The 22,822-nt window shown below is 71.3% G+C and carries 23 protein-coding genes; 9 read left to right on the top strand and 14 right to left on the bottom strand.

What is annotated here, in order from left to right; genetic code table 11:
• The first annotated feature begins 25 nt into the window (after positions 1-25).
• The gene (locus ACZ3ZD_RS29395) at positions 26-724 is read left to right on the top strand and encodes an XRE family transcriptional regulator (RefSeq protein ID WP_467403596.1); all 699 of its coding nucleotides are present in this window, start codon (positions 26-28) and stop codon (positions 722-724) included.
• A gap of 86 nt (positions 725-810) precedes the next feature.
• Here the strand turns inward: ACZ3ZD_RS29395 and ACZ3ZD_RS29390 are convergent, their stop codons facing one another.
• Positions 811-1,836 carry an ATP-dependent 6-phosphofructokinase gene (locus ACZ3ZD_RS29390; RefSeq protein ID WP_467403592.1) on the bottom strand — a complete coding sequence of 342 codons (1,026 nt, stop codon included), beginning with the start codon at positions 1,834-1,836 and terminating at the stop codon, positions 811-813.
• Between the two features lie 202 nt (positions 1,837-2,038).
• Between ACZ3ZD_RS29390 and pta the strand changes: the two genes are divergently transcribed.
• From pta to pyk, 3 genes are all read left to right on the top strand, one after another.
• A complete protein-coding gene (gene pta, locus ACZ3ZD_RS29385; protein WP_467403588.1) occupies positions 2,039-4,129 on the top strand; it encodes a phosphate acetyltransferase in 2,091 nt (696 codons plus the stop codon).
• A complete protein-coding gene (locus ACZ3ZD_RS29380) occupies positions 4,126-5,337 on the top strand; it encodes an acetate kinase (protein WP_467403583.1) in 1,212 nt (403 codons plus the stop codon). The genes pta and ACZ3ZD_RS29380 overlap by 4 nt, the downstream gene beginning before the upstream one ends.
• Before the next feature lie 84 nt (positions 5,338-5,421).
• Positions 5,422-6,849: a pyruvate kinase gene (pyk, locus tag ACZ3ZD_RS29375; RefSeq protein ID WP_467403581.1), complete on the top strand. Its 1,428-nt coding sequence runs from the start codon at positions 5,422-5,424 to the stop codon at positions 6,847-6,849.
• 94 nt (positions 6,850-6,943) lie between these two features.
• Here the strand turns inward: pyk and ACZ3ZD_RS29370 are convergent, their stop codons facing one another.
• The 4 genes from ACZ3ZD_RS29370 to ACZ3ZD_RS29355 form a co-directional block, all read right to left on the bottom strand.
• Positions 6,944-8,401: a hypothetical protein gene (locus ACZ3ZD_RS29370; RefSeq protein WP_467403577.1), complete on the bottom strand. Its 1,458-nt coding sequence runs from the start codon at positions 8,399-8,401 to the stop codon at positions 6,944-6,946.
• A complete protein-coding gene (locus tag ACZ3ZD_RS29365) occupies positions 8,391-8,978 on the bottom strand; it encodes a DUF6114 domain-containing protein (protein WP_467403574.1) in 588 nt (195 codons plus the stop codon). The genes ACZ3ZD_RS29370 and ACZ3ZD_RS29365 overlap by 11 nt, the downstream gene beginning before the upstream one ends.
• 117 nt (positions 8,979-9,095) lie before the next feature.
• Positions 9,096-9,734 (bottom strand): DUF6230 family protein, encoded by a 639-nt coding sequence (locus ACZ3ZD_RS29360; protein ID WP_467403571.1) that lies wholly within the window; start codon positions 9,732-9,734, stop codon positions 9,096-9,098.
• Positions 9,735-10,356: 622 nt separating this feature from the next.
• Positions 10,357-11,331 carry a tetratricopeptide repeat protein gene (locus tag ACZ3ZD_RS29355; RefSeq protein ID WP_467403569.1) on the bottom strand — a complete coding sequence of 325 codons (975 nt, stop codon included), beginning with the start codon at positions 11,329-11,331 and terminating at the stop codon, positions 10,357-10,359.
• Between the two features lie 206 nt (positions 11,332-11,537).
• Here ACZ3ZD_RS29355 and ACZ3ZD_RS29350 point away from each other — a divergent pair, with 206 nt between their 5' ends.
• Positions 11,538-12,161, top strand: a complete 624-nt coding sequence (locus tag ACZ3ZD_RS29350; RefSeq protein ID WP_467403566.1) for a TetR/AcrR family transcriptional regulator — start codon at positions 11,538-11,540, stop codon at positions 12,159-12,161.
• Here ACZ3ZD_RS29350 and ACZ3ZD_RS29345 read toward each other — a convergent pair.
• The 8 genes from ACZ3ZD_RS29345 to ACZ3ZD_RS29310 all read right to left on the bottom strand — a co-directional run bounded on the left by ACZ3ZD_RS29345 (position 12,158) and on the right by ACZ3ZD_RS29310 (position 18,314).
• The gene (locus ACZ3ZD_RS29345) at positions 12,158-13,858 is read right to left on the bottom strand and encodes an acyl-CoA mutase large subunit family protein (RefSeq protein ID WP_467403561.1); all 1,701 of its coding nucleotides are present in this window, start codon (positions 13,856-13,858) and stop codon (positions 12,158-12,160) included. The two genes, ACZ3ZD_RS29350 and ACZ3ZD_RS29345, sit on opposite strands and share 4 nt — an antisense overlap.
• 86 nt (positions 13,859-13,944) lie before the next feature.
• The gene (locus ACZ3ZD_RS29340; protein ID WP_467403558.1) at positions 13,945-14,283 is read right to left on the bottom strand and encodes a DUF3817 domain-containing protein; all 339 of its coding nucleotides are present in this window, start codon (positions 14,281-14,283) and stop codon (positions 13,945-13,947) included.
• 43 nt (positions 14,284-14,326) lie between these two features.
• Entirely contained in the window at positions 14,327-14,836 is a 510-nt protein-coding gene (locus tag ACZ3ZD_RS29335; protein ID WP_467403555.1) for a MarR family winged helix-turn-helix transcriptional regulator, read from the bottom strand.
• 606 nt (positions 14,837-15,442) lie between these two features.
• Positions 15,443-16,096 (bottom strand): TetR/AcrR family transcriptional regulator, encoded by a 654-nt coding sequence (locus ACZ3ZD_RS29330; RefSeq protein ID WP_467403553.1) that lies wholly within the window; start codon positions 16,094-16,096, stop codon positions 15,443-15,445.
• On the bottom strand, positions 16,093-16,773 hold the full coding sequence (locus ACZ3ZD_RS29325) for a DUF4166 domain-containing protein (protein ID WP_467403549.1): 681 nt from the start codon (positions 16,771-16,773) through the stop codon (positions 16,093-16,095). The genes ACZ3ZD_RS29330 and ACZ3ZD_RS29325 overlap by 4 nt, the downstream gene beginning before the upstream one ends.
• The gene (locus ACZ3ZD_RS29320; protein WP_467403546.1) at positions 16,770-17,519 is read right to left on the bottom strand and encodes a hypothetical protein; all 750 of its coding nucleotides are present in this window, start codon (positions 17,517-17,519) and stop codon (positions 16,770-16,772) included. Before ACZ3ZD_RS29320 ends, ACZ3ZD_RS29325 begins: the two co-directional genes overlap by 4 nt.
• Positions 17,520-17,679: 160 nt before the next feature.
• Positions 17,680-17,973, bottom strand: a complete 294-nt coding sequence (locus tag ACZ3ZD_RS29315) for an MTH1187 family thiamine-binding protein (protein ID WP_393737810.1) — start codon at positions 17,971-17,973, stop codon at positions 17,680-17,682.
• Positions 17,970-18,314 carry a DUF3817 domain-containing protein gene (locus ACZ3ZD_RS29310; RefSeq protein WP_467403543.1) on the bottom strand — a complete coding sequence of 115 codons (345 nt, stop codon included), beginning with the start codon at positions 18,312-18,314 and terminating at the stop codon, positions 17,970-17,972. Before ACZ3ZD_RS29310 ends, ACZ3ZD_RS29315 begins: the two co-directional genes overlap by 4 nt.
• A 160-nt stretch (positions 18,315-18,474) precedes the next feature.
• On the opposite strand from ACZ3ZD_RS29310, the gene ACZ3ZD_RS29305 reads away from it, so the two are divergent.
• The 4 genes from ACZ3ZD_RS29305 (at position 18,475) to ACZ3ZD_RS29290 (ending at position 21,134) form a co-directional block, all read left to right on the top strand.
• Positions 18,475-19,107, top strand: coding sequence for an AIM24 family protein (locus tag ACZ3ZD_RS29305; RefSeq protein ID WP_467403753.1), 633 nt, complete (start codon positions 18,475-18,477; stop codon positions 19,105-19,107).
• 1 nt (position 19,108) lies between these two features.
• Positions 19,109-19,759, top strand: a complete 651-nt coding sequence (locus ACZ3ZD_RS29300) for an AIM24 family protein (RefSeq protein WP_467403539.1) — start codon at positions 19,109-19,111, stop codon at positions 19,757-19,759.
• Positions 19,756-20,565, top strand: a complete 810-nt coding sequence (locus tag ACZ3ZD_RS29295; protein WP_467403535.1) for an AIM24 family protein — start codon at positions 19,756-19,758, stop codon at positions 20,563-20,565. The genes ACZ3ZD_RS29300 and ACZ3ZD_RS29295 overlap by 4 nt, the downstream gene beginning before the upstream one ends.
• Before the next feature lie 92 nt (positions 20,566-20,657).
• A complete protein-coding gene (locus tag ACZ3ZD_RS29290) occupies positions 20,658-21,134 on the top strand; it encodes a MarR family winged helix-turn-helix transcriptional regulator (RefSeq protein ID WP_467403532.1) in 477 nt (158 codons plus the stop codon).
• 14 nt (positions 21,135-21,148) lie between these two features.
• Here the strand turns inward: ACZ3ZD_RS29290 and ACZ3ZD_RS29285 are convergent, their stop codons facing one another.
• Positions 21,149-22,387, bottom strand: a complete 1,239-nt coding sequence (locus ACZ3ZD_RS29285; protein WP_467403530.1) for an MFS transporter — start codon at positions 22,385-22,387, stop codon at positions 21,149-21,151.
• Positions 22,388-22,822 lie beyond the last annotated feature (435 nt).

Below are 22,822 nucleotides of genomic sequence, written 5' to 3'. Positions count from 1 at the left end.
TGGGCGGGCCCCTAGCTTGTGCGGGGTGCGCGAACCCTCTGTCCCCTCAGTTCCCCCCTTCAACGCTCCGGCTGCCCGCAGACTGCGTGCCGCGCTCGGCATGGGCCCGGAGCACGTCGCCTACGGCATGCGGGTCTCGTACGGACTGCCGTACGTCACACCCGATCTCGTGATCGCCTGGGAACGCGGTGCGGCCGCCCCGAGCCATCCCGAACTCACCGCGCTGGCGGGCGTGTTGTGGTGCTCACCGGGTGAACTGCTCGGCCGGCCGGAAACCCTGCGCGAGCACCGCATCGCCCGCGCCGTCGCGGCCGAGGACGTCGCCCGGGCCGTCGGCGTGGACGTGCGGTCGTACCTGCGCATGGAGGAGAGCGGGCAGTGGCGGGGCAACGAGCGCCAGTCGGCCGCGCTCGCCCGGGCCCTCGATCTCGCGCTGCCCGACTTCGTCGCCGTCACCGGCCGCGAGGCGAAACTCGCCGACCTGCTGCGCAGTGCGGTGACCACGCGCTGGCAGGCCTACGTGCGGCCGGTCGGCAAGCTGGTGCCGCTGGAGCCGGGCGTCCTCGAAGGGGCGCTGCACGAGCTGTACGAGGACTACCAGGGGCACATGGCCGCCACCCTCAGCTGGGGTGGCGGCAGTCGGAGCGCCAGCGAGTCCGGGCGGGAGTTCCTGGACCGGATCGTGGAGAACTTCTGGACCGCGGTGGAGAAGCGGACCGCCTAGGGACCCCTGAAAGGACGCCTCGTAAGGGCCCCTTGAAGGAATCCCCAGAAGGAATCCCCCAACAGGAATCCCCCGGCAGGAATCCCTTAGAAGACCGACTCGGCCTCGTCCATCCGGTCCTTCGGCACCGTCTTCAGCTCGGTGACCGCCTCCGCGAGCGGCACCATGACGATGTCGGTGCCGCGCAGCGCGGTCATACGGCCGAACTCGCCGCGGTGCGCGGCCTCGACGGCGTGCCAGCCGAAGCGGGTGGCCAGGACGCGGTCGTACGCGGTCGGGACGCCGCCGCGCTGGATGTGCCCGAGGATGACCGGCTTGGCCTCCTTGCCGAGGCGCCGCTCCAGCTCGTAGGCGAGGGCGGTGCCGATGCCCTGGAAGCGCTCGTGGCCGTACTGGTCGATCTCGCCCTTGCCGTAGTCCATGCTGCCCTCGGCGGGGTGGGCGCCCTCGGCGACGCAGACGACGGCGAACTTCTTGCCGCGGGCGAACCGCTCCTCGACCATCTTGGCCAGGTCGGCGGGGTCGAAGGGCCGCTCGGGCAGGCAGATGCCGTGGGCGCCGGCGGCCATGCCGGACTCCAGGGCGATCCAGCCCGCGTGCCGGCCCATGACCTCCACGACCATCACCCGCTGGTGGGACTCGGCGGTGGTCTTCAGGCGGTCCATGGCCTCGGTGGCCACGCCGACGGCGGTGTCGAAGCCGAAGGTGCGGTCGGTGGAGGAGATGTCGTTGTCGATGGTCTTCGGGACGCCGACGACCGGGAGGCCGGCGTCGGAGAGCATGCGGGCCGCGGTCAGCGTGCCCTCGCCGCCGATCGGGATCAGCGCGTCGATGCCGAACTCCTCGACCATGTCGGCGGCGCCCTCGCAGGCCTCGCGCAGCCGGTCGCGCTCCAGCCGGGAGGAGCCGAGGATGGTGCCGCCACGGGCCAGGATGCCGCTGACGGCGTCCAGGTCGAGGGCGCGGTAGTGGCGGTCCAGGAGACCCCGGTAGCCGTCCTCGAAGCCGATGACCTCGTCGCCGTACTGCGCCACCGCCCGGTGCACGACCGACCGGATCACGGCGTTCAGGCCGGGGCAGTCGCCGCCTGCGGTGAGAACTCCGATGCGCATCGTGCTGTGTCTCCTGCTCGCTGTCGGTGCCGGTGAGCCGGTGTCGATTGTTTCACGTCCGCCGGACAGGTGAAGTCTTGACGGGCGCCTTATCCGTCGGCGGGGGTATTGTCAAGAGGGTTCCGCTCACCTTGGTGAGCGATTTTCATGCCGAACAGCCGGCAGAGGCGACACAAGCGACAAGAAGGAACGGAGTGGACACGTGACGCGCAGCGTGTACGTGACCGGGATCGACCGCGGTGACGGCCGCCAGGTCGTGGAGCTGGGAGTCATGGAGCTCCTGACCCGGCAGGTCGACCGGGTCGGGGTCTTCCGTCCGCTCGTCCACGACGGCCCCGATCGGCTGTTCGAGTTGCTGCGGGCGCGCTACCGCCTCTCGCAGGACCCGGCGACCGTCTACGGCATGGACTACCACCAGGCCTCCGCGCTCCAGGCCGAGCAGGGCACCGACGAGCTGGTCTCCGCCCTCGTCGAACGCTTCCACCTGGTGGCCCGGGACTACGACGTCGTCCTCGTCCTCGGCACCGACTTCGCCGACACCCAGCTGCCGGACGAGCTGTCCCTGAACGCCCGGCTGGCCAACGAGTTCGGCGCCTCCGTGCTCCCGGTGGTCGGCGGCCGCAAGCAGCCCGCCGAGGCCGTGCTCGCCGAGACCCGCAACGCCTTCCGCGCCTACGACGGCCTGGGCTGCGACGTGCTGGCGATGGTCGCCAACCGGGTGGCCCGCGAGGACCGCGACGAGATCGCCGAGCGGCTCGCCGACCGGCTGCCGGTACCGACGTACGTGCTGCCCGACGAGCCCGCGCTGTCCGCGCCGACGGTCGCCCAGATCGCCCAGGCCCTCGGCGCCAGGGTGCTGCTCGGCGACGACTCCGGGCTCGCCCGCGACGCGCTGGACTTCGTCTTCGGCGGCGCGATGCTGCCGAACTTCCTGGCCGCCCTGACCCCGGGCTGCCTGGTCGTCACCCCCGGCGACCGCGCCGACCTGGTCGTCGGCTCGCTCGCCGCGCACAGCGCCGGCACCCCGCCGATAGCCGGCGTGCTGCTCACCCTGGACGAGGTGCCGAGGGAGGAGATCCTCACCCTCGCCGCCCGGCTCGCCCCGGGCACCCCGGTGCTCTCGGTGTCCGGCACCAGTTTCCCCACCGCCGAGCACCTCTTCTCCATGGAGGGGAAGATGACCGCGGCCACCCCGCGCAAGGCGGAGACCGCGCTCGGCCTGTTCGAGCGGTACACCGACACCACCGGTCTGGCCCGCCGGGTCTCCGCGCCGAGCAGCGACCGGGTCACCCCGATGATGTTCGAGCACAAGCTCCTGGAGCAGGCCCGCTCCGACAGGCGCCGGGTCGTCCTGCCGGAGGGCACGGAGGAGCGGGTGCTGCACGCGGCCGAGGTGCTGCTGCGCCGGGGCGTGTGCGACCTGACCCTGCTCGGCCCGGTCGACCTGATCCGCAAGAAGGCCGCCGACCTCGGCATCGACCTCGGCGACAGCGAGCTGATCGACCCGGCCGACTCCGAGCTGCGCGACGCCTTCGCCGAGCAGTACGCGGCCCTGCGCGCCCACAAGGGCGTCACCGTGGAGCTGGCGTACGACGTCGTCTCCGACGTCAACTACTTCGGCACCCTGATGGTCCAGGAGGGCCTGGCCGACGGCATGGTGTCGGGCTCCGTGCACTCCACGGCGGCCACCATCCGCCCGGCCTTCGAGATCATCAAGACCAGGCCGGACGCCTCGATCGTGTCGTCGGTGTTCTTCATGTGCCTGGCCGACAAGGTGCTGGTCTACGGCGACTGCGCGGTCAACCCGGACCCGGACGCCGAGCAGCTCGCGGACATCGCCATCCAGTCGGCGGGCACGGCGGCGCAGTTCGGCGTGGAGCCGCGGATCGCGATGCTGTCGTACTCCACGGGGACGTCCGGGACGGGCGCCGACGTCGACAAGGTGCGCGAGGCCACCGAGCTGGTCCGCGCGCGCCGGCCCGACCTGAGGATCGAGGGGCCGATCCAGTACGACGCGGCCGTGGAGCCGTCCGTCGCCGCGACCAAGCTGCCCGGCTCCGAGGTCGCGGGCCAGGCCAGCGTGCTGATCTTCCCCGACCTGAACACCGGCAACAACACCTACAAGGCCGTGCAGCGCTCGGCCGGCGCGATCGCCGTGGGCCCCGTCCTGCAGGGCCTGCGCAAGCCGGTCAACGACCTGTCCCGGGGCGCCCTCGTCCAGGACATCGTCACCACCGTCGCCATCACGGCGATCCAGGCCCAGCACCTCAACGAGAAGGCGACCCAGCAGTGAGCTCCCCCACCCGTGTCCTCGTCCTCAACTCCGGCTCCTCGTCGCTGAAGTACCAGCTGCTGGACATGCGCGACAGCAGCCGGCTCGCGGTGGGCCTGGTCGAGCGCATCGGCGAGCAGACCTCCCGGATCGAGCACACCTGCCTCACCAGCGGCGACACCCGTGAGCACACCGGCCCGATCGCGGACCACGACGCCGCCCTCAAGGCGGTCGCCGCGGAGCTGAGCCGCGACGGCGTCGGCCTGGACTCCCCCGAACTGGCGGCGATCGGGCACCGGGTGGTGCACGGCGGGATGTTCTTCACCGAGCCCACCGTCATCGACGACGAGGTGCTCACCGAGATCGAGCGGCTGATCCCGGTCGCCCCGCTGCACAACCCGGCCAACCTCACCGGCATCCGCACCGCGCAGGCGCTGCGCCCCGACCTGCCCCAGGTCGCCGTGTTCGACACCGCCTTCCACACGACGATGCCGGAGTCCGCGGCGCGCTACGCGATCGACCCGAAGATCGCCGACCGGCACCGGATCCGCCGCTACGGCTTCCACGGCACCTCGCACGCCTACGTCGCCCGGGAGACGGCGCGGCTGCTGGGCAAGGACCCGGCCGAGGTCAACGTGATCGTGCTGCACCTGGGCAACGGCGCCTCCGCCTCCGCGGTGCGGGCAGGCCGCTGCGTGGACACCTCGATGGGGCTGACCCCCTTGGAGGGGCTGGTGATGGGTACGCGGTCCGGTGATCTGGATCCGGCCGTCATCTTCCATTTGGCGCGTGTTGGGGATTTGTCCATGGACGAGATCGACACTCTTCTCAACAAGAGGAGCGGTCTGTTCGGTCTGTGCGGGGACAACGACATGCGGGAGATCCGCCGCCGGATCGACGAGGGCGACGAAGAGGCCGCACTCGCCTTCGACATTTACATTCACCGGATCAAGAAGTACATCGGCGCCTATTACGCGGTGCTCGGCACCCTGGACGCGGTGGCCTTCACCGCGGGGGTCGGCGAGAACGCCGCCCCGGTGCGGGAGGCGGCGATCGCGGGCCTGACGGGCCTGGGCCTGGCGGTCGACCCGGAGCGGAACGCCGTACGCGGCGGCGGGCCGCGGCTGATTTCGCCGGACTCCGCCCGGGTGGCGGTCGCCGTGGTGCCGACGGATGAGGAACTGGAGATCGCGACGCAGACCTACGCACTGGTCGGAAAGAACAACTGAATAGCACCTGAGCGGTGCGGCACTCATTTGTATCTTCCGCCAGACGGAATATTCCGTAGCGAAACAAACCGATAGGATCGCCCCATGCGCCGTTCGAAAATCGTCTGTACTCTCGGCCCCGCGGTCGACTCCCACGAGATGCTCGTCGCCATGATCGAGGCGGGCATGAACGTTGCCCGGTTCAACTTCAGCCACGGCACCCACGCCGAGCACCAGGCGCGGTACGACCGCGTCCGGGCCGCGTCCAAGGAGACCGGCCGCCCCATCGGCGTCCTCGCCGACCTGCAGGGCCCGAAGATCCGCCTGGAGACCTTCGCCGAGGGTCCGGTCGAGCTGGAGCGCGGTGACGAGTTCGTCATCACGACCGAGGACGTGCCGGGTGACAAGCACCTCTGCGGTACGACGTACAAGGGGCTGCCGGGCGACGTCTCGCGCGGCGACCAGATCCTGATCAACGACGGCAACGTCGAGCTGAAGGTCCTGGACGTCGAGGGCCCGCGGGTGAGGACGATCGTCATCGAGGGCGGTGTCGTCTCCGACCACAAGGGCATCAACCTGCCCGGCGCGGCCGTCAACGTGCCCGCGCTGAGCGAGAAGGACGTCGAGGACCTGCGCTTCGCCCTCCGCATGGGCTGCGACATGGTCGCGCTGTCCTTCGTCCGCGACGCCAAGGACGTCCAGGACGTGCACCGCGTCATGGACGAGGAGGGCCGCCGCGTCCCCGTCATCGCCAAGGTGGAGAAGCCGCAGGCGGTGGAGAACATGGAGGACGTCGTCGCGGCGTTCGACGCCGTGATGGTCGCCCGTGGTGACCTGGCCGTCGAGTACCCGCTCGAAAAGGTCCCCATGGTGCAGAAGCGCCTGATCGAGCTGTGCCGGCGCAACGCCAAGCCGGTGATCGTCGCGACCCAGATGATGGAGTCGATGATCACCAACTCCCGCCCGACCCGCGCCGAGGCCTCCGACGTCGCCAACGCGATCCTGGACGGCGCCGACGCGGTCATGCTGAGCGCCGAGTCCTCGGTGGGCGCGTACCCGATCGAGACGGTCAAGACCATGTCGAAGATCGTCACCGCGGCCGAGCAGGAGCTGCTCTCCAAGGGCCTGCAGCCGCTGGTGCCGGGCAAGAAGCCGCGTACGCAGGGCGGTTCGGTGGCCCGCGCGGCCTGCGAGATCGCCGACTTCCTCGGCGGCCGGGGCCTGATCGCGTTCACCCAGTCCGGTGACACCGCGCGCCGCCTGTCCCGTTACCGCGCCACCCAGCCGATCATCGCCTTCACCACGGACGAGTCCACCCGCAACCAGCTGACCCTCAGCTGGGGTGTGGAGTCGCACGTCGTGCCGTTCGTGAACACCACCGACGAGATGGTCGACCTGGTGGACCAGGAGATCGCCAAGCTGGGCCGGTTCGACGCTGGCGACACCGTCATCATCACCGCCGGCTCGCCCCCCGGCGTCCCGGGCACCACCAACATGCTCCGCGTCCACCACCTGGGCAACCAGAGCGGCTGAGGTCGGCGGGTTTCGTACGGCACCGAGGGGCGCTCCCCGTGACGGGGGGCGCCCCTCGGTGTTGTGCGGCTCCCGGAGTGGCTGGTGCGACCGGTCAGTCGGTCGTGTACAGGTGCATGCCGGGCACGTGCAGGTTGCCGCCGAACTGGGCCGCCTGCACCACCTTGACGTGGGTGAAGTAGATCAGCGGGATGTTCAGCGGGGGCGGGCTGTCGGGGCTGAAGGTCACCGGAATCAGCCCGAACAGGTTGCCCGAGATGCTCTCGGTGTACATCACCGTGTCGCCGCCGGTGATGGTGGACGTCGAGCCCTTGGCCGCCTGGACGTGGTAGGTCTTGTTGGCCTGCTTGTCCTGGACCGTCTGGTGCAGGTCGCCGATGTCCGTGCCGCCGGATATGACGTACTTCAGCACCTTCTTGGTGGTGCCGTTGGCCGTCTTCACCTCGACGATGCCCTGGTAGTCGGCGCCCTTGAGGAGCAGGGAGCTGGCGTTCAGGTACCAGGGGTCGTCCGCCACCGCCACCTTGTTGTCGACGCCGCTCTTGTCCTCCGTGGCGACCGGGCAGTCGGCGGCGGAGGCGGACTCGCTGGCGGACGGGCTGGGCGTGGCGGACGCGTCCCCGGCCGTCTTCGAGGCGTCCTCACCGGCCTTGGAGACGGTGCCGGAGGTGTCCTTCGCCGTGTCCTTCACGGTGTTCTTGGCGGTGTTGCCGACCGTCTGGCCGGCCTTCTTCGCCGTGTCCTTGACGGTGCCGGCAGTCCCGGAGCCCTTGCCGGCGCCGGCGGGGGTGGCCGCCGACGAGGTGCCCGCGTCCGACGACTGCGAGGCCGTCGGCGTCGGCGCCGGCGTCGCGGTCTGCGCCGCCGTACCGGAGTCCTTGCCGCCGCCGGTGAGGATGTCACCGATCGTGTCGCCGATGGTGTCCAGGATGTTCCCGCCGCCGCCCTGGGTCTTCGTGGGCGTCGGCGTGGCCGTGTCGCCGCCGGAGGAACCCGAGCCGGACGAACCGGAACCGGTGGAACCCGAGCCGGACGAACCGGAGTCGGAGCCGCCGGTCCCGGAACCGGACGTACCGGAACCCGAGTCCGACCCCGAGCCGGTCGTATCGGCCGGTGCGGGCTCGGCCGTGTCACCGCCGGAACCCGACTCCGGTTGCGCGGACTTGCCCGACTCCCCGGTCTTCCCGCCGTCCGCGGTCTTCGACGGCGACGGCGAGGCCGTGGTGCTCTCCGACGCGGACGGCGACGGCGAGGCCGAGGGGGTCTTGTCGTCGCCCAGCGCCTTGACGCAGTCCTTGTACTCGTCGGCCGTCAGGCTCTTCGCCGAGGTCGACGGGGACGGGCTGCCGCCGTTGTTGTCGGCGAGGGCGAGCGTGGAGGTGAAGCCCATGCCCATGAGCACCGCCGTGGGCATCGCCACCGACGCGATGGCCTTGCCGGCCGGCATGTGGAACCTGGTGAACAGGGGCTTCCTGGGGGCCGCGTGGCGGGGCCCGGTTCTCGCGCGGGACGCGTCCACGTCGCTCCCGCGGATCACCTCGTCAGCCGGCACTGTGCCTCCCGTTCGCCCCGTTGGCCGGGCTCGTTCCTGACAGGTCGTTCTCCCACGGCGCCTTGTACGGCCCCTGGGGGGCCTCGGCGGCCGGGTGCGTGCCCTGGTGCGGCAGCGGAGCCGTGCCGGGGGCGCCGCCCTCGTCCGGGGCGGCCTCGGCGGGTGGCTGTGTCTGCGGAGGCGCGCCCGGCGCCCAGGCCACGGCCATCGCCCCGCCGATCAGGGAGAGCAGGAAGCCCACGACGAAGCCGCCGAAGTTGGACACGGGGATGGACACCAGCGCCAGCAGGATCGCGGCGACGCCCGCGAAGGTCCGTACGTGCTTCTGGAACCAGAGGCTGATCCCCAGCACGATGAGCAGCACGCCGATGATCAGGGACCCGGCTCCCGCGGTGGTCGCCATCGCCAGCGTCAGATGCCCGAACTGGAGGTGGGCGTACGGGAAGTACATGATCGGAAAGCCGCCGAGCATGACGAACAGACCGGCCCAGAACGGACGCGTGCCCCGCCAGGCGCGGAACTGCAGCCTCCGGCTGGTGAACTGGCCGGGTGCGGCGGCAGGAGTCTCGGCGCTCATGGAAAACAGCTCCCTGGTGCGGCGTTGCTGTGGTGGTGATGTGTGCCGCGTGTGCGAACGCGGCCGGAGAGTGGACGGGCGGGGGCGCCACCGGCTCCCCCGCCCGTCAGCGAGTGCCTAGTAGCACTCCTTGACACCCGTCGACAGCGACATCTTCAGGCCGCTCAGCTTGAAGGTGCCGGCCGTGGTCGCCCACGCCGTCTGCTTCACGTCGGACAGCGTGGCCTTGTCGGCCTGCTGGGCGAAACCGAAGGGGTTGGCCTGCTCGGCGCCGCCCTTCATGCCGGGGCCCTTGGAGGCGTCCCGGGTGGCCACACCGATGTCGATGTTGTCGAAGACGGCGTCGGCGTTGAGGTCGGCGACGTCGATGTAGATGTTGTCGGCCTGGACCTTGTCGTGGCCCGCGCCGCCGGCCCGCAGGATCAGGCTGACGTTGCCGAAGATCGGCACGTCGGGCGTGACCACGGACTGGCACAGGTTGGTGATCTCGGCGTGCTTGAACGCCGAGACGGCCACCGGGTGCGCCGTCTTCTTGCCGTCCATCGTGTAGCCGCTGTCGATGGCGCCGTACTGCTCGAAGCCGGTGCCGACGAGCTGGTCGGCGGACACCTTGAACGACTGGCCGGACACGCTGAACGAGGCGGCGAGAGCACCCTGCGCGAGGGCGACACCTATACACGCCGTGGCGGCCACGCTGGGCACCATGACCACAGCGAACCGCTTCCATCTGGTCCCGCCACGCACCTGGGACTCCATATTTCCTCCTTCTCGGACGTACATCTCCTGGCCCGGGCTCGCCACAGTCGGTGGCTCGGCCGGACAGGGATGGGAGAAGTGCTACGTCCTCGGGAAGGAGAGCGCCTGCGCTCGGCGGCGCGAACAGCGCCCGAATCACCGGCGATCACCCCCGAGCGACAACCACTGGTCGCGCCTGACACGCATCACGCACAACCTTGCTGGACAGGCTTCACCGGCCGGCGAAGACCCCCCTGCCCCGGAACCGACGCGACTGCCGCCGGTCCTGCTCGGTGGGGACCCAGAGTCTCCCGCGACCCGGCCGGATGCCGGGGTGCGGAAATGGACCGAGCGTCGCCGATCGTGGTGCATTCTCGGCCCGCGCACAAGGGGGTTCGTTACTGGCTAGTAACGGGCGGATAACCGGAGGACGACCAGCCGGTCTCGGAGCGCGACGCTCGGTGGCATCGCTGGGCAGAGCAAAGCCGTTGATCGCTGGACGAATCCAGACAGATCAACGGCTTCGTTTTACTCGCAGTAACAGCGACCGCGATTGCCAAGATTTGGCAAAGCGCGGTCGATGTGGCGCCTCGTCGGCAAACCTTTCACTCCGGGATCACACACCGGTGCGTTTAGCGACTGGTCAGAAGAGGGCGCGAGCGAGCGCGCGGCGCGCGCCCACCACCCGCGGGTCCTCCTGGCCGACGACCTCGAACAGCTCCAGCAGCCGGCGCCGTACCGCGTCCCGGTCGTCGCCCGCCGTGCGCTGCACGGTCTCGATCAACCGCCCGAAGGCGTCCTCGACATGACCGCCCACCAGATCCAGGTCGGCGGCGGCGATCTGCGCCTGGACGTCCTTCGGGTTCTCGGCGGCCTGCCGGCGCACCTTCTGCGGGTCCGCGCCCTGCACCCGCTGGAGCAACTCGGCCTGCGCCAGGCCCAGCTTGGCCTCCGGGTGGCCCGGGTCCTCGGCCAGCACGTTCTGGTACGCCCGGATCGCCCCGCCCAGGTCACCCGCGTCCATCGCCTGCGCGGCCGCGTTCAGGGCCGCTTCGTAGGGCCCCTCCGGCATCTCGGCCCCCGCGACGGCACCGCCCGGTTCGGCGTCCGGGTCGACGGTCAGACCGGTCAGACCGAAGCGCTGCTCGGCGACCTGCACCAGCTGGTCCAGGGTCTGGCGGATCTGCTGTTCGCCGGCCGCCCCCTGGAAGAGCGGCAGGGCCTGTCCGGCCACGACGGCGAAGACGGCCGGGATGCCCTGGATCCCGAACTGCTGCATCAGCATCTGGTTGGCGTCGACATCGATCCGGGCGAGGAGGAAGCGCCCGTTGTACTCGACGGCCAGCCGCTCCAGGACCGGGCTCAGCTGCTTGCAGGGCTCGCACCACTCGGCCCAGAAGTCGATGACGACCGGGACTTCGGCGGAGCGCTGCAGGACGTCCCGCTCGAACCCCGCCTCATCGACGTCGATGACGAGATCGGCCGGGGAGACGGCTCCCGTCCCGCCCTGCCGGGCGGCTTCGGCGCGCGTCTGCTCGGCCTTGGCCTTGGCCTCTTGGGCCGCCTTCACCGCGGCGAGGTCGACGACACCGCTCATGGACATGTTCCGTGGCTGCATGCGTCTATCCTCCCCCGATACCGCGCCTGAGTGAAAAAAGCGATGTGCGGCGCCGGGTCCCCACCCCACGCCTGGTCGTCGCCCGTGTACGTCCCACACGGGCTTTCGCTACGACTCGTAGCGTAATACCAAGAGGGCATCCCGCGACACCACACCCCGGTGATCTCCCTCACGACCGCACAGATCCCGCCGGTTATGGTCGTGGCATGCAGAGCCGCACCCCCGCCAGCCGTGCCGGGCGCCCGCGCAGCGCCGCGGCGGACACCGCGATCCTGGCCGCGACCCGGGAGGCTCTGGTCGAACTCGGCTGGTCCAAGCTCACTCTGGGAGACGTCGCCACCCGGGCCGGGGTTGCGAAGACCACGCTCTACCGCCGCTGGGCGGGCAAGAACGAGCTGGTCGTGGACGCCGTGGCGGAACTCTTCGACGAGCTGGAACTGCCCGACCGGGGCAGCCTCGCCGCCGACATCGAGGGGGTCGTGCTCCAGTTCGCCGCGATCCTGGCCCGGCCGGAGGCCAAGAGTGGCCTGATGGCGGTGGTCGCCGAGGCCACCCGCGACGACGCCCTGCGCGAACGCATCCGCGCCTCCATCGTGGACCGCCAGATGCGCCTGGTCCTGGAGGGCCGGGCCCGGGCGCAGCGGCGGGGCGAACTCCCCCCGGAGCCGGACCCCGGCGAGTCCGCCCGCACGGTGGACCTCATCTTCGACGTGGTCGCGGGTGCGGTGGTCCACCGCACCCTGGTCAGCGGCAAACCGGCGGACGAACACTGGGTCCGCACCTTCACCCGACTGCTCCTGCTGGGCCTCACCGCCCAGCCCGCCGCCTAGAACCCGGCGGGCTCGGTGTACACCCCCCACTCGTCCCGCAGGACGCCGCAGATCTCGCCCAGGGTCGCCTCGGCCCGTACGGCCTCCAGCATCGGCTCGATCATGTTGGAGCCGTCCCGTGCCGCGGCCAGCATGGCGTCCAGCGCCCCGCGCACCGCCGTCTCGTCCCGCCCGGCCTTCCGCTCGGCGAGCACCCGCACCTGCTCCCGCTCCACCTCGTGGCTGACCCGCAGGATCTCCAGGTCGCCGGTGACGGACCCGGTGTGGACGTTGACGCCGACGACCCTCTTCTCCCCCTTCTCCAGCGCCCGCTGGTATCGGAACGCGGACTCCGCGATCTCCCCGGTGAACCACCCGTCCTCGATCCCGCGCAGGATCCCGGACGTGATGGGCCCGATCGGGTGCCGCCCGTCCGGGTGGGCCCGCAGCCCCCGCTCCCTGATCTGCTCGAAGATCTTCTCCGCGTCCGCCTCGATCCGGTCCGTCAGCTGCTCGACGTACCACGCACCGCCCAGCGGATCGGCCACGTTGGCGACGCCGGTCTCCTCCATCAGCACCTGCTGGGTGCGCAGCGCGATCTCCGCGGCCTGCTCGGACGGCAGCGCGAGGGTCTCGTCCAGGGCGTTGGTGTGCAGCGAGTTGGTCCCGCCGAGCACGGCGGCCAGCGCCTCCACGGCCGTACGCACCACGTTGTTGTACGGCTGCTGCGCGGTCAGCGAGACACCCGCGGTCTGGGTGTGGAACCGCAGCCACTGCGCCTTGTCGGTCTTCGCGCCGTACACGTCCCGCATCCAGCGCGCCCAGATGCGCCGGGCCGCGCGGAACTTGGCGATCTCCTCGAAGAAGTCGACGTGCGCGTCGAAGAAGAAGGAGAGCCCGGGGGCGAAGACGTCGACGTCCAGGCCGCGGCTGAGCCCCAGCTCGACGTACCCGAACCCGTCCGCCAGCGTGTACGCCAGCTCCTGCGCGGCCGTGGCCCCGGCCTCCCGGATGTGGTAGCCGGAGACGGACAGCGGCTTGTACGCGGGGATGCCCGCCGCGCAGTACTCCATCAGGTCGCCGATCAGCCGCAGGTGGGGCTCGGGCTGGAAGAGCCACTCCTTCTGCGCGATGTACTCCTTGAAGATGTCGGTCTGGAGCGTGCCGTTGAGGACGCCCGGGTCCACGCCCTGCCGTTCGGCGGCGACCAGGTACATGCAGAAGACCGGCACGGCCGGCCCGCTGATGGTCATGGACGTCGTCACGTCCCCCAGCGGGATGTCCTTGAACAGCACCTCCATGTCGGCGGCCGAGTCGATGGCGACCCCGCAGTGCCCGACCTCGCCGAGCGAGCGCGGGTCGTCGGAGTCGCGGCCCATGAGCGTCGGCATGTCGAAGGCGACCGACAGGCCCCCGCCGCCGGCGGCGAGGATCATCTTGTACCGCTCGTTGGTCTGCTCGGCGTTGCCGAAGCCGGCGAACTGGCGGATCGTCCAGGTACGTCCGCGGTAGCCGGTCGGATGGAGCCCGCGCGTGTAGGGGTACTCGCCGGGCCAGCCGATCCGTTCGAATCCCTCGTACGTGTCGCCCGGTCGGGGCCCGTACACCGGCTCCACGGGGTCGCCGGAGAGCGTGGTGAAGTCCGCGTCGCGCTTGCGCGCGGCGTCGTAGCGGGCCTGCCAGCGTCGGCGGCCTTCCTCGATGGCGTGAGCGTCCATACCCTCGAATTTACTAGGACGTCCTAGTAAATGTCGATGGCAGACCGCCGTACGGCGTCCGTACGGCGGTGTCCGCCGGCTGCCGGCTAGACCTCGGCGACGGCCGGGGCCTCGTCGGCGACCCGGGCCTCCAGCTCGTGGCTGATCTTCCGCTCCACGAAGAAGGCGGCGGTGGGGATGGTGCCCGCGAGCAGCACCCAGAGCTGCTTGCCGACCGGCCACTTCGCCTTGGAGCCCAGGTCGAAGGCGAAGATCAGGTAGACCACGTACAGCCAGCCGTGGGCGATACCGACGACCTCGACAAAGCTGTCGGCCCCGTCGAGCTGCAGGGCGTACTTGGCGATGCAGCCGAGGGTCAGCAGCACCAGGAGCACACCGGTGACGTAGGCCATGACCCGGTAGCGGGTCAGCACGCTCTTTTTCATGGGGTCGAGCGTAACCACCCGTTCCGGGAGATCTTGCCGCGGGTCACCGCGCGTCGAAGTCGTGCGCCGCGATCCGCAGGGGGCGCAGCAGGGCGAAGATCTCCTGGCACTCCTCCGCGTCGTACGCCCCCAGCCCGAAGTCCATCGCCATCAGGTCGCGGGTGGCCGCGTCGACCACCTCGCGGCCCTTGTCGGTGATGACGGCGAGGGTGCCGCGGCCGTCGTTGGGGTTGGGCCGCTTGGCGACGAGCCCCGACCTCACCAGCCGGTCCACGGTGTTCGTCACGGATGTGGGATGCACCATCAGCCGCTCGCCGATCTTGGACATCGGCAGCTCACCGGCCTTGGAGAAGGTGAGCAGCACCAGTGCCTCGTAGCGGGCGAACGTCAGCCCGTACGGCTTGACCACCGCGTCCACCTCGGCGAGCAGGATCTGCTGGGCCCGCATGATCGAGGTGATCGCGGCCATGGACGGCACGTTTCCCCAGCGCTGCTTCCAGAGCTCGTCGGCGCGGGCGATGGGGTCGAAGGGGAGGCTGAGAGGCTTCGGCACGTCTTCAGACCCTACCGGCCGGTCATATGCCGGTCAGCTCCGTCTCGCCTTTCGGTCACCCTCCGCCCACGTCGACACGACCAGGACACCGGCGTGTGGCTGACGGTGGCGGCCGGGGGTGCGGGGGGGCGCCCGGAGGGGGAGCCGGGGGGCGTCCGGCGGGAGCGGGTGCGGGGGCCGCCGGAAGGGGCGCCGGGGGCGCCCGGAGGGCCGTGGGTGCCGCCCGAAGAGACGCGGCGTGCGCCCGACGGGACGGCAGGGGCGCCCCCGGACGAACATGGGCTCCGCCCGAAGAGACGCGGGGTGCTGGGATGCCCTGGTTCGCGGCCGGCCGCGCGCGTGGTGCGAATGATCGCGCGGTTCCTGGCGCCCCCCGTGACGGCCCTGCGGCCGCGTGCCGGGTCCCCGGACGGCTCGGAACGTGCTTCCCGGGCCCACGAGGGCCTCTTACATCCCCGAGCCCCCAGGGGCATCGGCGAACGGCTCGCGCGACCACCCCCGAGGGACGCTCGGACCCCCACGACCAGCCCCACCGCACCCTCAGCCACCCAGCACCGACGTTCCTCCGGGCGGTGCCCAGGACCACCCGCGCGCCCGGCGCCTTGGTCAGGCCCCCCTCCCCCGGCGTCGCAGATGATGCCGGACCGCCCGCTGGGCCACCGGGCCCAGGGACTCCACCGCGCTCACCAGTGCCCCCAGTTGCTCCAGGGCGTCCAGTGCCGCGTTCGCGCCCGTCTCGTCCACGCCCTCGTACAGCTCGATGCCCACGAACGCCGCCGCCACGGCGCGCGCCAGGCCCGACGGGTCGGTGAACTCGCCGAACGGGGTCGCCGCCAGCACCCGGCGCAGTACCTGCTCGATCTCGGTGATCCACAGCTGGAGACCGGCGGCGGTGGCCGGGCCGAGGGCCGGGTGGGCCGGGGCGCCGGCCAGGAGCTGCCCGAGCAGTGCCACCTGCCCGCCGGCCCGCTCGCGCTCGTGGATCTCCCGCCCGACGGCGAGGAGTTCGGAAAGCGAGCCCACCGCGGCGAGCCGCTCCCGGTACCGGCCCACGGCCTTCTCGGCACCGTACCCGCAGGCCGCGGCGAGCAGTTCGTCCACCGATCCGAAGTGGTAGAAGACGAGCGCCTGGTTGACGCCCGCCGCCGCCGCCACCGTACGGGCCGACGTCCTGGCGATGCCCTGGTCGGTGAGTGTCCGCAGCGCGCCCTCCAGCAGCTTGGTCTTCGTCTCCTGCGACTTCGCCGTCTCCGGGCTCATGCGCGCGCCTCCTCCCGCACCGGCCGCAGCCCCGGCCGCACACCACGCGCGCGGGCGTCGGTGTAGGACGCGGTGAAGGAGCCCTCGTAGCCGAAGAGCGGCCCGAACCAGCGGTTCACCACGCGCACGCGGATACGGAAACGGCCGGCCCTGTCGTCGTACGACTCCCGTACCTCCGCCGTCGCGCCGACGAGTTCGGGGACCCGGACGTCCACCGGGCCCTCCCGGAACCGGTGTTCGCCGGAGCGGATGAGCAGGGAGCCGTCGGGCTCGGCGCGGAGGTGCAGCTCGCTGGCGAGGTGCTGGTGGGTGCCGAGGTAGTCGAGGACGCGGTCGCCCCGGGGGTCGAGCACCATCTGCGCGTCGAAGCGCCGGGCCCGGCCGGGAAGGTCGAAGGTGCGCACGAAGCTCACCGTCTCACGGCCGAACGTGTCGGTGTACGGCACGTTCTCGATCACGAAGGGGACGTTTCGGCCGGCCCGCGGGACCAGGATGTTCCGGGTGGCGCCGAGGGCGAGGAACGGCCGGACGAACGCCGGGCCGTGCCAGATCCGGTCCATCACGCCCCGGCCGGTGCACGCCTCGCCGCCCGCCAGGCCCACCGAGAAGCGGCGCCGCAGGGCCGGGTGGAGGCGGCGGAAGTCCGGGCCCATCGCGGTCTGGAAGATCGATGTCATCCGTGCTCCTCCAGGGTCTTCAGCAGCCGGGGCGCGCGGGCCCGGGTGGCGGGGGCGCGGCGGCAGCGGCGGGCGGCCGGGGTCGCGGCGAGGGGCGCCTTGAACAGGGCGAGGAAGATGCCGAGGACGAGCAGCAGCGGGCCCAGGTAGGCCAGCGAGTCCGCGAGCGGCGCCGGGCCGGGCAGCCGGCCCCGGCCGAGCGCGGTCAGGCACAGCGCGAGCAGCAGCGCGCGGGCCGTCAGTTCGGCGAGCCAGTTGGCCAGGGCCCGCTCGGGGGTGATGCCCCGCTCCAGCCAGAGCCGGAGCCGGTCGAAGGACCAGGCGGTCGCCCAGCCCATGAGCGGGCGGAGCAGCAGGCGGTCGGCGAGGGCGCCGGGGACTCCCCAGCGGGGGCGGTAGTCGTAGCCGGTGAGGAAGCGGACGCCTTGGGCGTCGGGGACGTAGCGCCAGTATCCGCTGCCCTCGGCGATCAGGGAGAGGGGGTGCGGGGAGGCGAAGCGCAGGGCGGAGGTGCGGGTGCCGTCGGGGCGTTCCTTCTCGCCGGCGCTGACGCCGGTTCCGGAGACGGTGAGGAACGGCAGGACCCGGGTGGCATAACGGAAGCGCTGCGGTTCGCCCTCCGCGCGCGGGAGGTAGCGGATCTCGGTGAAGCGCAGGTCCCAGCGCTGGTGCCGGGCCGGGTCCTGGGTGTGGGCCCACAACTCGTCCAGGCCGGTGCGGATGTGCGTCTCTATGTAGAGACCCATGTGTTCCCCCACGTGAGCACGGTGTGCGCGGCTTTTGAGCGTCTGCTCAAATCATCTGACGACGAATCTACCCCTTCTTTGAGCGATCGCTCAAACGATGAGGACGAGAAAACCCCGGCCCAGAGGACCGGGGTTTCGCGGGTCGTGCCGGGGCCGCCGGCTACTGCGCGAGGTGCCGTTCGACGGTCTCCACCTTGGAGGTGAGTCCGTCCGTCACCCCGGGCCGGATGTCCGCCTTGAGGACGAGCGAGACGCGCGGGGCGCGCGCCTCCACGGCGGCGACGGCGCGCTTGACGACGTCCATGACCTCGTCCCACTCGCCCTCGACCGAGGTGAACATGGCGTCGGTGCGGTTCGGCAGGCCCGACTCGCGGACCACGCGGACGGCGTCGGCGACGTACTCCCCCACGTCCTCGCCGACGCCGAGCGGCGTCACGGAGAAGGCGACGATCATGCGTTCACGACCCCTTCCTGGCGGGCCCGGGCGGCGATGACGGCGTCCTCGGCCTCGCGGCGCAGCTTGCGCTCGGCGAAGAAGCCGCCGGTGGGCAGCACCGAGAGGACGAAGTAGAGGGCCGCCGTCCTCAGCGGCCACTTGGTGCGGTTCCAGGCGTCCGCCCAGAAGATCACGTACAGGATGAACAGGACACCGTGGATCCCGCCCATCACGGGCACCGCGTTGAAGTCCGTGGTCCGCTTCAGCACCGAGCACAGGAGCAGGATCAGGAAGGACACGGCCTCCGGGGCCGAGACCAGACGGAGACGGCGGAGGGCGGTGGCGGTCTTGATGTCCACGGGTCACCTTCGGTTTCGGTGGGAGTAATCATTTGTGAACGCACGCACAAGCGCTCCCCCATTGTGGCAAACCACGCCCCTAGGGGTCCGCTCAGGGTGGGTCTCCACCCGTGGGCCCTGTTCCGTCCACCCGCCCGGCCGCTACTTTCGCAGCGTGGCGATGTTCCGACTCCAGGGCAGCAAGGTGCTCGCCGTCGACATGACCGGGGACGCCGTCAAGGCGAAGAACGGCTCGATGGTCGCGTACGACGGGCAGATGGCCTTCAAGAAGCTGAGCGGCGGCGGCGAGGGGCTGCGCGGGATGGTGACCCGGCGGCTCACCGGCGAGCAGATGACGGTGATGGAGGTGAGAGGGCAGGGGACCTGCTGGTTCGCGGACCGGGCGTCCGAGATCAACCTGGTCAGCCTGCGGGGCGAGAAGCTGTACGTCGAGGCGGGCAACCTGCTGGCGACCGACGCCGGCCTGCGGACGGGCACGACCTTCACGGGGCTGCGCGGGGCCTCGCAGGGCAACGGCCTGTTCACGACCACCGTGGAGGGCCACGGCCAGGCGGCGATCGTCTCCGACGGGCCGGCGGTCGTCCTGCGGGTCAGCCCGCAGTACCCGCTGATCGTCGACCCGGGTGCCTATGTCGCCCACCAGGGCGATGTCCGGCAGTCCTTCCAGTCCGGTGTGACGTTCCGCACGCTCCTCGGGGAGGGCGGCGGCGAGGCGTTCCAGATCCGCTTCGAGGGCGACGGCCTGGTGTACGTGCAGCCGAGCGAGCGGAACACGATCGCGGGGGACCTGTGAGATGACCTTCCGAGAGATCAACTCCAAGATGGTCGAGGCGACCGTGGCACCGGGGCAGCGTCTGTTCAGCCAGCGCGGCGCGATGCTCGCCTACAAGGGGGAGGTGTCCTTCACGCCCAACCTCCAGGGCGGCCAGGGCGGCCTGATGTCCATGCTCGGGCGCCGGGTGGCCGGCGAGGCGACCCCGCTGATGACCGTGGAGGGCAGCGGCACGGTGTTCTTCGGGCACGGCGGCCACCACGTCCATGTGATCGGCCTCACCGGCGACACGCTCTACGTCGAGGCGGACCGGCTGCTCGCCTTCGAGGGCACGCTGCGTCAGGGCACGATGTTCCTGGGCTCGCAGGGCGGGGTCATGGGCATGGTCCGGGGCCAGGTCACCGGCCAGGGCCTGTTCACGACGACCCTCCAGGGCCACGGCTCGGTGGCCGTGATGGCGCACGGCGGTGTCTTCGGGATCCCGATCACCCCGCAGCGCCCGGTCCACGTCGACCCGCAGGCGTACGTCGCCCACCACGGCGAGGTCCGCAACAGGCTGTCCACCGCCCTCGGCTGGCGCGAGATGGTCGGCCGTGGCTCCGGCGAGGCCTTTCAACTGGAGCTGAGCGGCACCGGCACGGTCTACGTCCAGGCGTCGGAGGAGAAGCTGTGAGCACCTACGGGACCCCGGCCGCCGGACCGGTCGTGTACGACCCGGTGACCCTGCCCGCCGACGACAACGTGAACAAGTACACCTTCTGCGTCGAGCTGAAGAGCGGGCAGTGGTTCCTCCAGAAGGGGAAGATGATCGCCTACTACGGGGCGATCGAGTTCAACGGCATCGGGCACGGGCGACTCGACCGACTTGTCCGTACGTCGTTCCATTCGCCACTGCACGCGAGCGACTGGGTGGTGGCGGCGGGCTCCGGCAAGATGCTGCTGGCCGACCGGGCCTTCGACGTCAACTCCTACGACCTGGACGACGGGAACTTGACCATTCGCGCGGGCAATCTGCTCGCTTTTCAGCCAAGTCTCGCGCTCAAGCAGTCGATCGTGCCGGGCTTTCTGACCCTTATCGGAACCGGCAAGTTCGTGGCCGCATCCAACGGACCGGTGGTGTTCATGGAACCTCCGATCCGGGTCGACCCCCAGGCGCTCGTCGGGTGGGCCGACTGCCCGTCCCCGTGCCATCACTACGACCATGGGTACATGGCGGGTGTACTGGGCGGAATCCGTGCGGTGACGGGCCTGGGCGGGGCTTCCGGGGAGGAGCACCAGTTCGAGTTCGTGGGTGCCGGAACGGTGCTGCTGCAGTCGACGGAGACCCTGATGGCGGAGGCGTCCACGGGGGCGGTTCCTCCCGAACCGGGGGTCCCCGGAGGTGGCGGAACGGCGTCGGGTGGACACGGTCCGCAATCGTCGGGCGCACCGCGCCTTCCCGGACAGCTGGGGGACCTCCAGCGTCGCTTCGGGCTGTGAGCGGTAGTCTGCGGAGTGTGACGTCGAACGCGTGCGCACCGTCACACCACCCGAAGTAGTTCGTCATTCAACTTCTTAGGTAGACTTCATTCATGGAGACCGAGACGGCCACGCGCTGGCTGACCGATGCGGAGCAGTGCGCCTGGCGCACCCACCTGGAGGTCAACAGGCTGTTGACGTACCAGCTCGAAAAGGATCTGCAGCCGTTCGGCCTGACAATGAACGACTACGAGATCCTGGTGAACCTGTCCGAGTCGGACGACGTACGGATGCGGATGAGCGACCTCGCCTCCGCGACCATGCAGTCCAAGAGCCGGCTCTCGCACCAGATCACGCGCATGGAGAACGCGAACCTGGTGCGCCGTGAGAACTGCGAGTCGGACCGGCGGGGGCTGTACGCCGTGCTCACGGAGCACGGCATGGAGACGATGAAGAAGGTCGCGCCGCACCATGTGGCATCGGTACGGCGGCATTTCATCGACCTGTTGTCCGCGGACGCGCTGATGGAGCTGGACAAGGCGCTCAGGCCGATCGCCGAGCACCTGAGGGGGCAGCGGGGGCGCCCCTGAGCGTCGCCGGGCCCTCAGGCCGCGGGCGGCTCGTCGCGGTTCCCCCAGGAGCGCGGGGAACCCCACGGCCGGCCGCCCGCGACCTGCGGCCGCGCCGCAGCCGCGGCGAGCAGGGCCGTTGCGCCTGCCAGGGCGAAGCACGAGGCCAGCGGGAGGCGGCCGATCAGCAGCCCCGCCGCCAGCGCTCCGGCCGAACTTCCCGCGTTCATCCCGGTGTTCACCCACGCGCCGGCCCGGGTCCGGGAACCCTCCGCGGCCGTCTCGTCGGCAAGGAGGTAGGCCGTCGTCAGCGCCGGGGCGAGGAACGCGCCGGCGAGGGCCAGCACACCGGTGAGGGTCCACAGGTCGGGGGCCAGGCCCGCGAGGGCGAGGACCAGGCCGAGGGCCGCCGCGAACCGGCACAGCCGGGTCCGGGCGGTCGTACGCCAGCGCACCGCTCCGTTGGCCAGCCCGCCCAGCGCGCTGCCCGCCGAGAGCGCGCCCAGGACCCAGGGGACGAGCGCGGGGTCGTGGTCGCGTTCCGTGGCGAAGGCCATGACCAGCAGTTCCACCGCGCTGAGGGCCAGTCCGACGCCCAGGGCCACCGCGACCGGGGGCAGCAGGCCGCGGACCGCCGCGGGGCGTTCCAGCCGGGGTGCCGGGCGCGGGCCGGGCAGGGCCGGGGAGGTGACGAAGACACAGGTGCCGGCCACGTTCAGGGCCGCGCTCAGCAGGATGGCGGCGGCCGGCGGGGTGAAACCGACAAGCGCGCCGACCAGTGCCGGACCGCAGACGTACAGCAGTTCCTCGGCGACGCCGTCGAGGCTGTAGGCGCGCTGCAGCAGGGCCCGGTCCGCGACCGTTTCGGACCACAGGGCGCGCATGGTGGGGCCCAGGGGCGGCGCGCAGGCCCCCGCCAGGGCGGCGGACACGGCGATGAGCGCCGCCGGGGCGCCGGGCCGCCAGGTGAGCGCCGCCAGGAGGCTCAGCAGGGCGCCGTACAGCGCCGACATGGGCGGCAGGGCCCGGCGCGGGCCGTGCCGGTCGATCAGCGAGGCCCGCAGCGGCATCAGGAAGACGGTCGTGGCGCCGAACAGGGAGAGCACGGTGCCGGAGGCGGCCCAGGACCCGGTGGCCCCGGAGACGGACAGCAGGACCGCGAGGGCGACCGTGCCGTAGGACAGGCGGGCGGCCAGGGCGGCGGTGAAGGCGCGGCGGGCATGCGGGACGCGCAGGACGGCGGCGTACGAGGGCCGCGGGGTGTGCGTGGACATGCGGGAAGTTCCTCAGGGAGAGGCGGAAGCAGGGACACCGAAGGGGGCGGTGGCCGCCACTCGGCCGCCGCGATCCCGGGTGCGCTCTACGCCAGGGAGAGGAACATGCCCGTCACGCTAGCAGGACGATCACCGGCTCGGCGAGCCCTGAGCCTGCGTCAGGCCGGTTCGCTCCGGCGCCGTTTCGCCCTGCCGGCGCGCTCGGACGGCGGTCGCCGCGCAGGCCGACACGTGCGGTCACGCGGCACGGTGACGGCGATGGTCCCCACCCCCGGCGAGGGCCGGAGCACGTGCGGTCGCGCGGCGCGGTGGCGGCGATGATGCCCCGCGTCCCGGCGAGGGCGGGGGGCGGCGGTCCCTCAGCCCTGGGGCGGGCCCGCGACCGGCCCGTCCACCGCTCGGTCGGCGACGGTCGCCGACGCGGTCGCGCGCCGC

It is taken from the genome of Streptomyces sp. NPDC023481, assembly GCF_055560195.1.
Note: the sequence above shows the minus strand (reverse complement) of the source record. Positions and strands in the feature narration are given on the sequence as shown.

Excerpts from the sequence above, each read along its gene's own strand:
- ACZ3ZD_RS29305 (WP_467403753.1), top strand. The coding sequence starts at position 18,475 with ATGTTCCGACTCCAGGGCAGCAAGGTGCTCGCCGTCGACATGACCGGG.
- ACZ3ZD_RS29325 (WP_467403549.1), bottom strand. The coding sequence starts at position 16,773 with ATGACATCGATCTTCCAGACCGCGATGGGCCCGGACTTCCGCCGCCTC.
- ACZ3ZD_RS29330 (WP_467403553.1), bottom strand. The coding sequence starts at position 16,096 with ATGAGCCCGGAGACGGCGAAGTCGCAGGAGACGAAGACCAAGCTGCTG.
- ACZ3ZD_RS29320 (WP_467403546.1), bottom strand. The coding sequence starts at position 17,519 with ATGGGTCTCTACATAGAGACGCACATCCGCACCGGCCTGGACGAGTTG.
- ACZ3ZD_RS29345 (WP_467403561.1), bottom strand. The coding sequence starts at position 13,858 with ATGGACGCTCACGCCATCGAGGAAGGCCGCCGACGCTGGCAGGCCCGC.
- ACZ3ZD_RS29340 (WP_467403558.1), bottom strand. The coding sequence starts at position 14,283 with ATGAAAAAGAGCGTGCTGACCCGCTACCGGGTCATGGCCTACGTCACC.
- ACZ3ZD_RS29390 (WP_467403592.1), bottom strand. The coding sequence starts at position 1,836 with ATGCGCATCGGAGTTCTCACCGCAGGCGGCGACTGCCCCGGCCTGAAC.
- ACZ3ZD_RS29285 (WP_467403530.1), bottom strand. The coding sequence starts at position 22,387 with ATGTCCACGCACACCCCGCGGCCCTCGTACGCCGCCGTCCTGCGCGTC.
- pyk (WP_467403581.1), top strand. The coding sequence starts at position 5,422 with ATGCGCCGTTCGAAAATCGTCTGTACTCTCGGCCCCGCGGTCGACTCC.
- ACZ3ZD_RS29300 (WP_467403539.1), top strand. The coding sequence starts at position 19,109 with ATGACCTTCCGAGAGATCAACTCCAAGATGGTCGAGGCGACCGTGGCA.
- ACZ3ZD_RS29350 (WP_467403566.1), top strand. The coding sequence starts at position 11,538 with ATGCAGAGCCGCACCCCCGCCAGCCGTGCCGGGCGCCCGCGCAGCGCC.
- ACZ3ZD_RS29365 (WP_467403574.1), bottom strand. The coding sequence starts at position 8,978 with ATGAGCGCCGAGACTCCTGCCGCCGCACCCGGCCAGTTCACCAGCCGG.
- ACZ3ZD_RS29290 (WP_467403532.1), top strand. The coding sequence starts at position 20,658 with ATGGAGACCGAGACGGCCACGCGCTGGCTGACCGATGCGGAGCAGTGC.
- ACZ3ZD_RS29315 (WP_393737810.1), bottom strand. The coding sequence starts at position 17,973 with ATGATCGTCGCCTTCTCCGTGACGCCGCTCGGCGTCGGCGAGGACGTG.
- ACZ3ZD_RS29355 (WP_467403569.1), bottom strand. The coding sequence starts at position 11,331 with ATGCAGCCACGGAACATGTCCATGAGCGGTGTCGTCGACCTCGCCGCG.
- ACZ3ZD_RS29360 (WP_467403571.1), bottom strand. The coding sequence starts at position 9,734 with ATGGAGTCCCAGGTGCGTGGCGGGACCAGATGGAAGCGGTTCGCTGTG.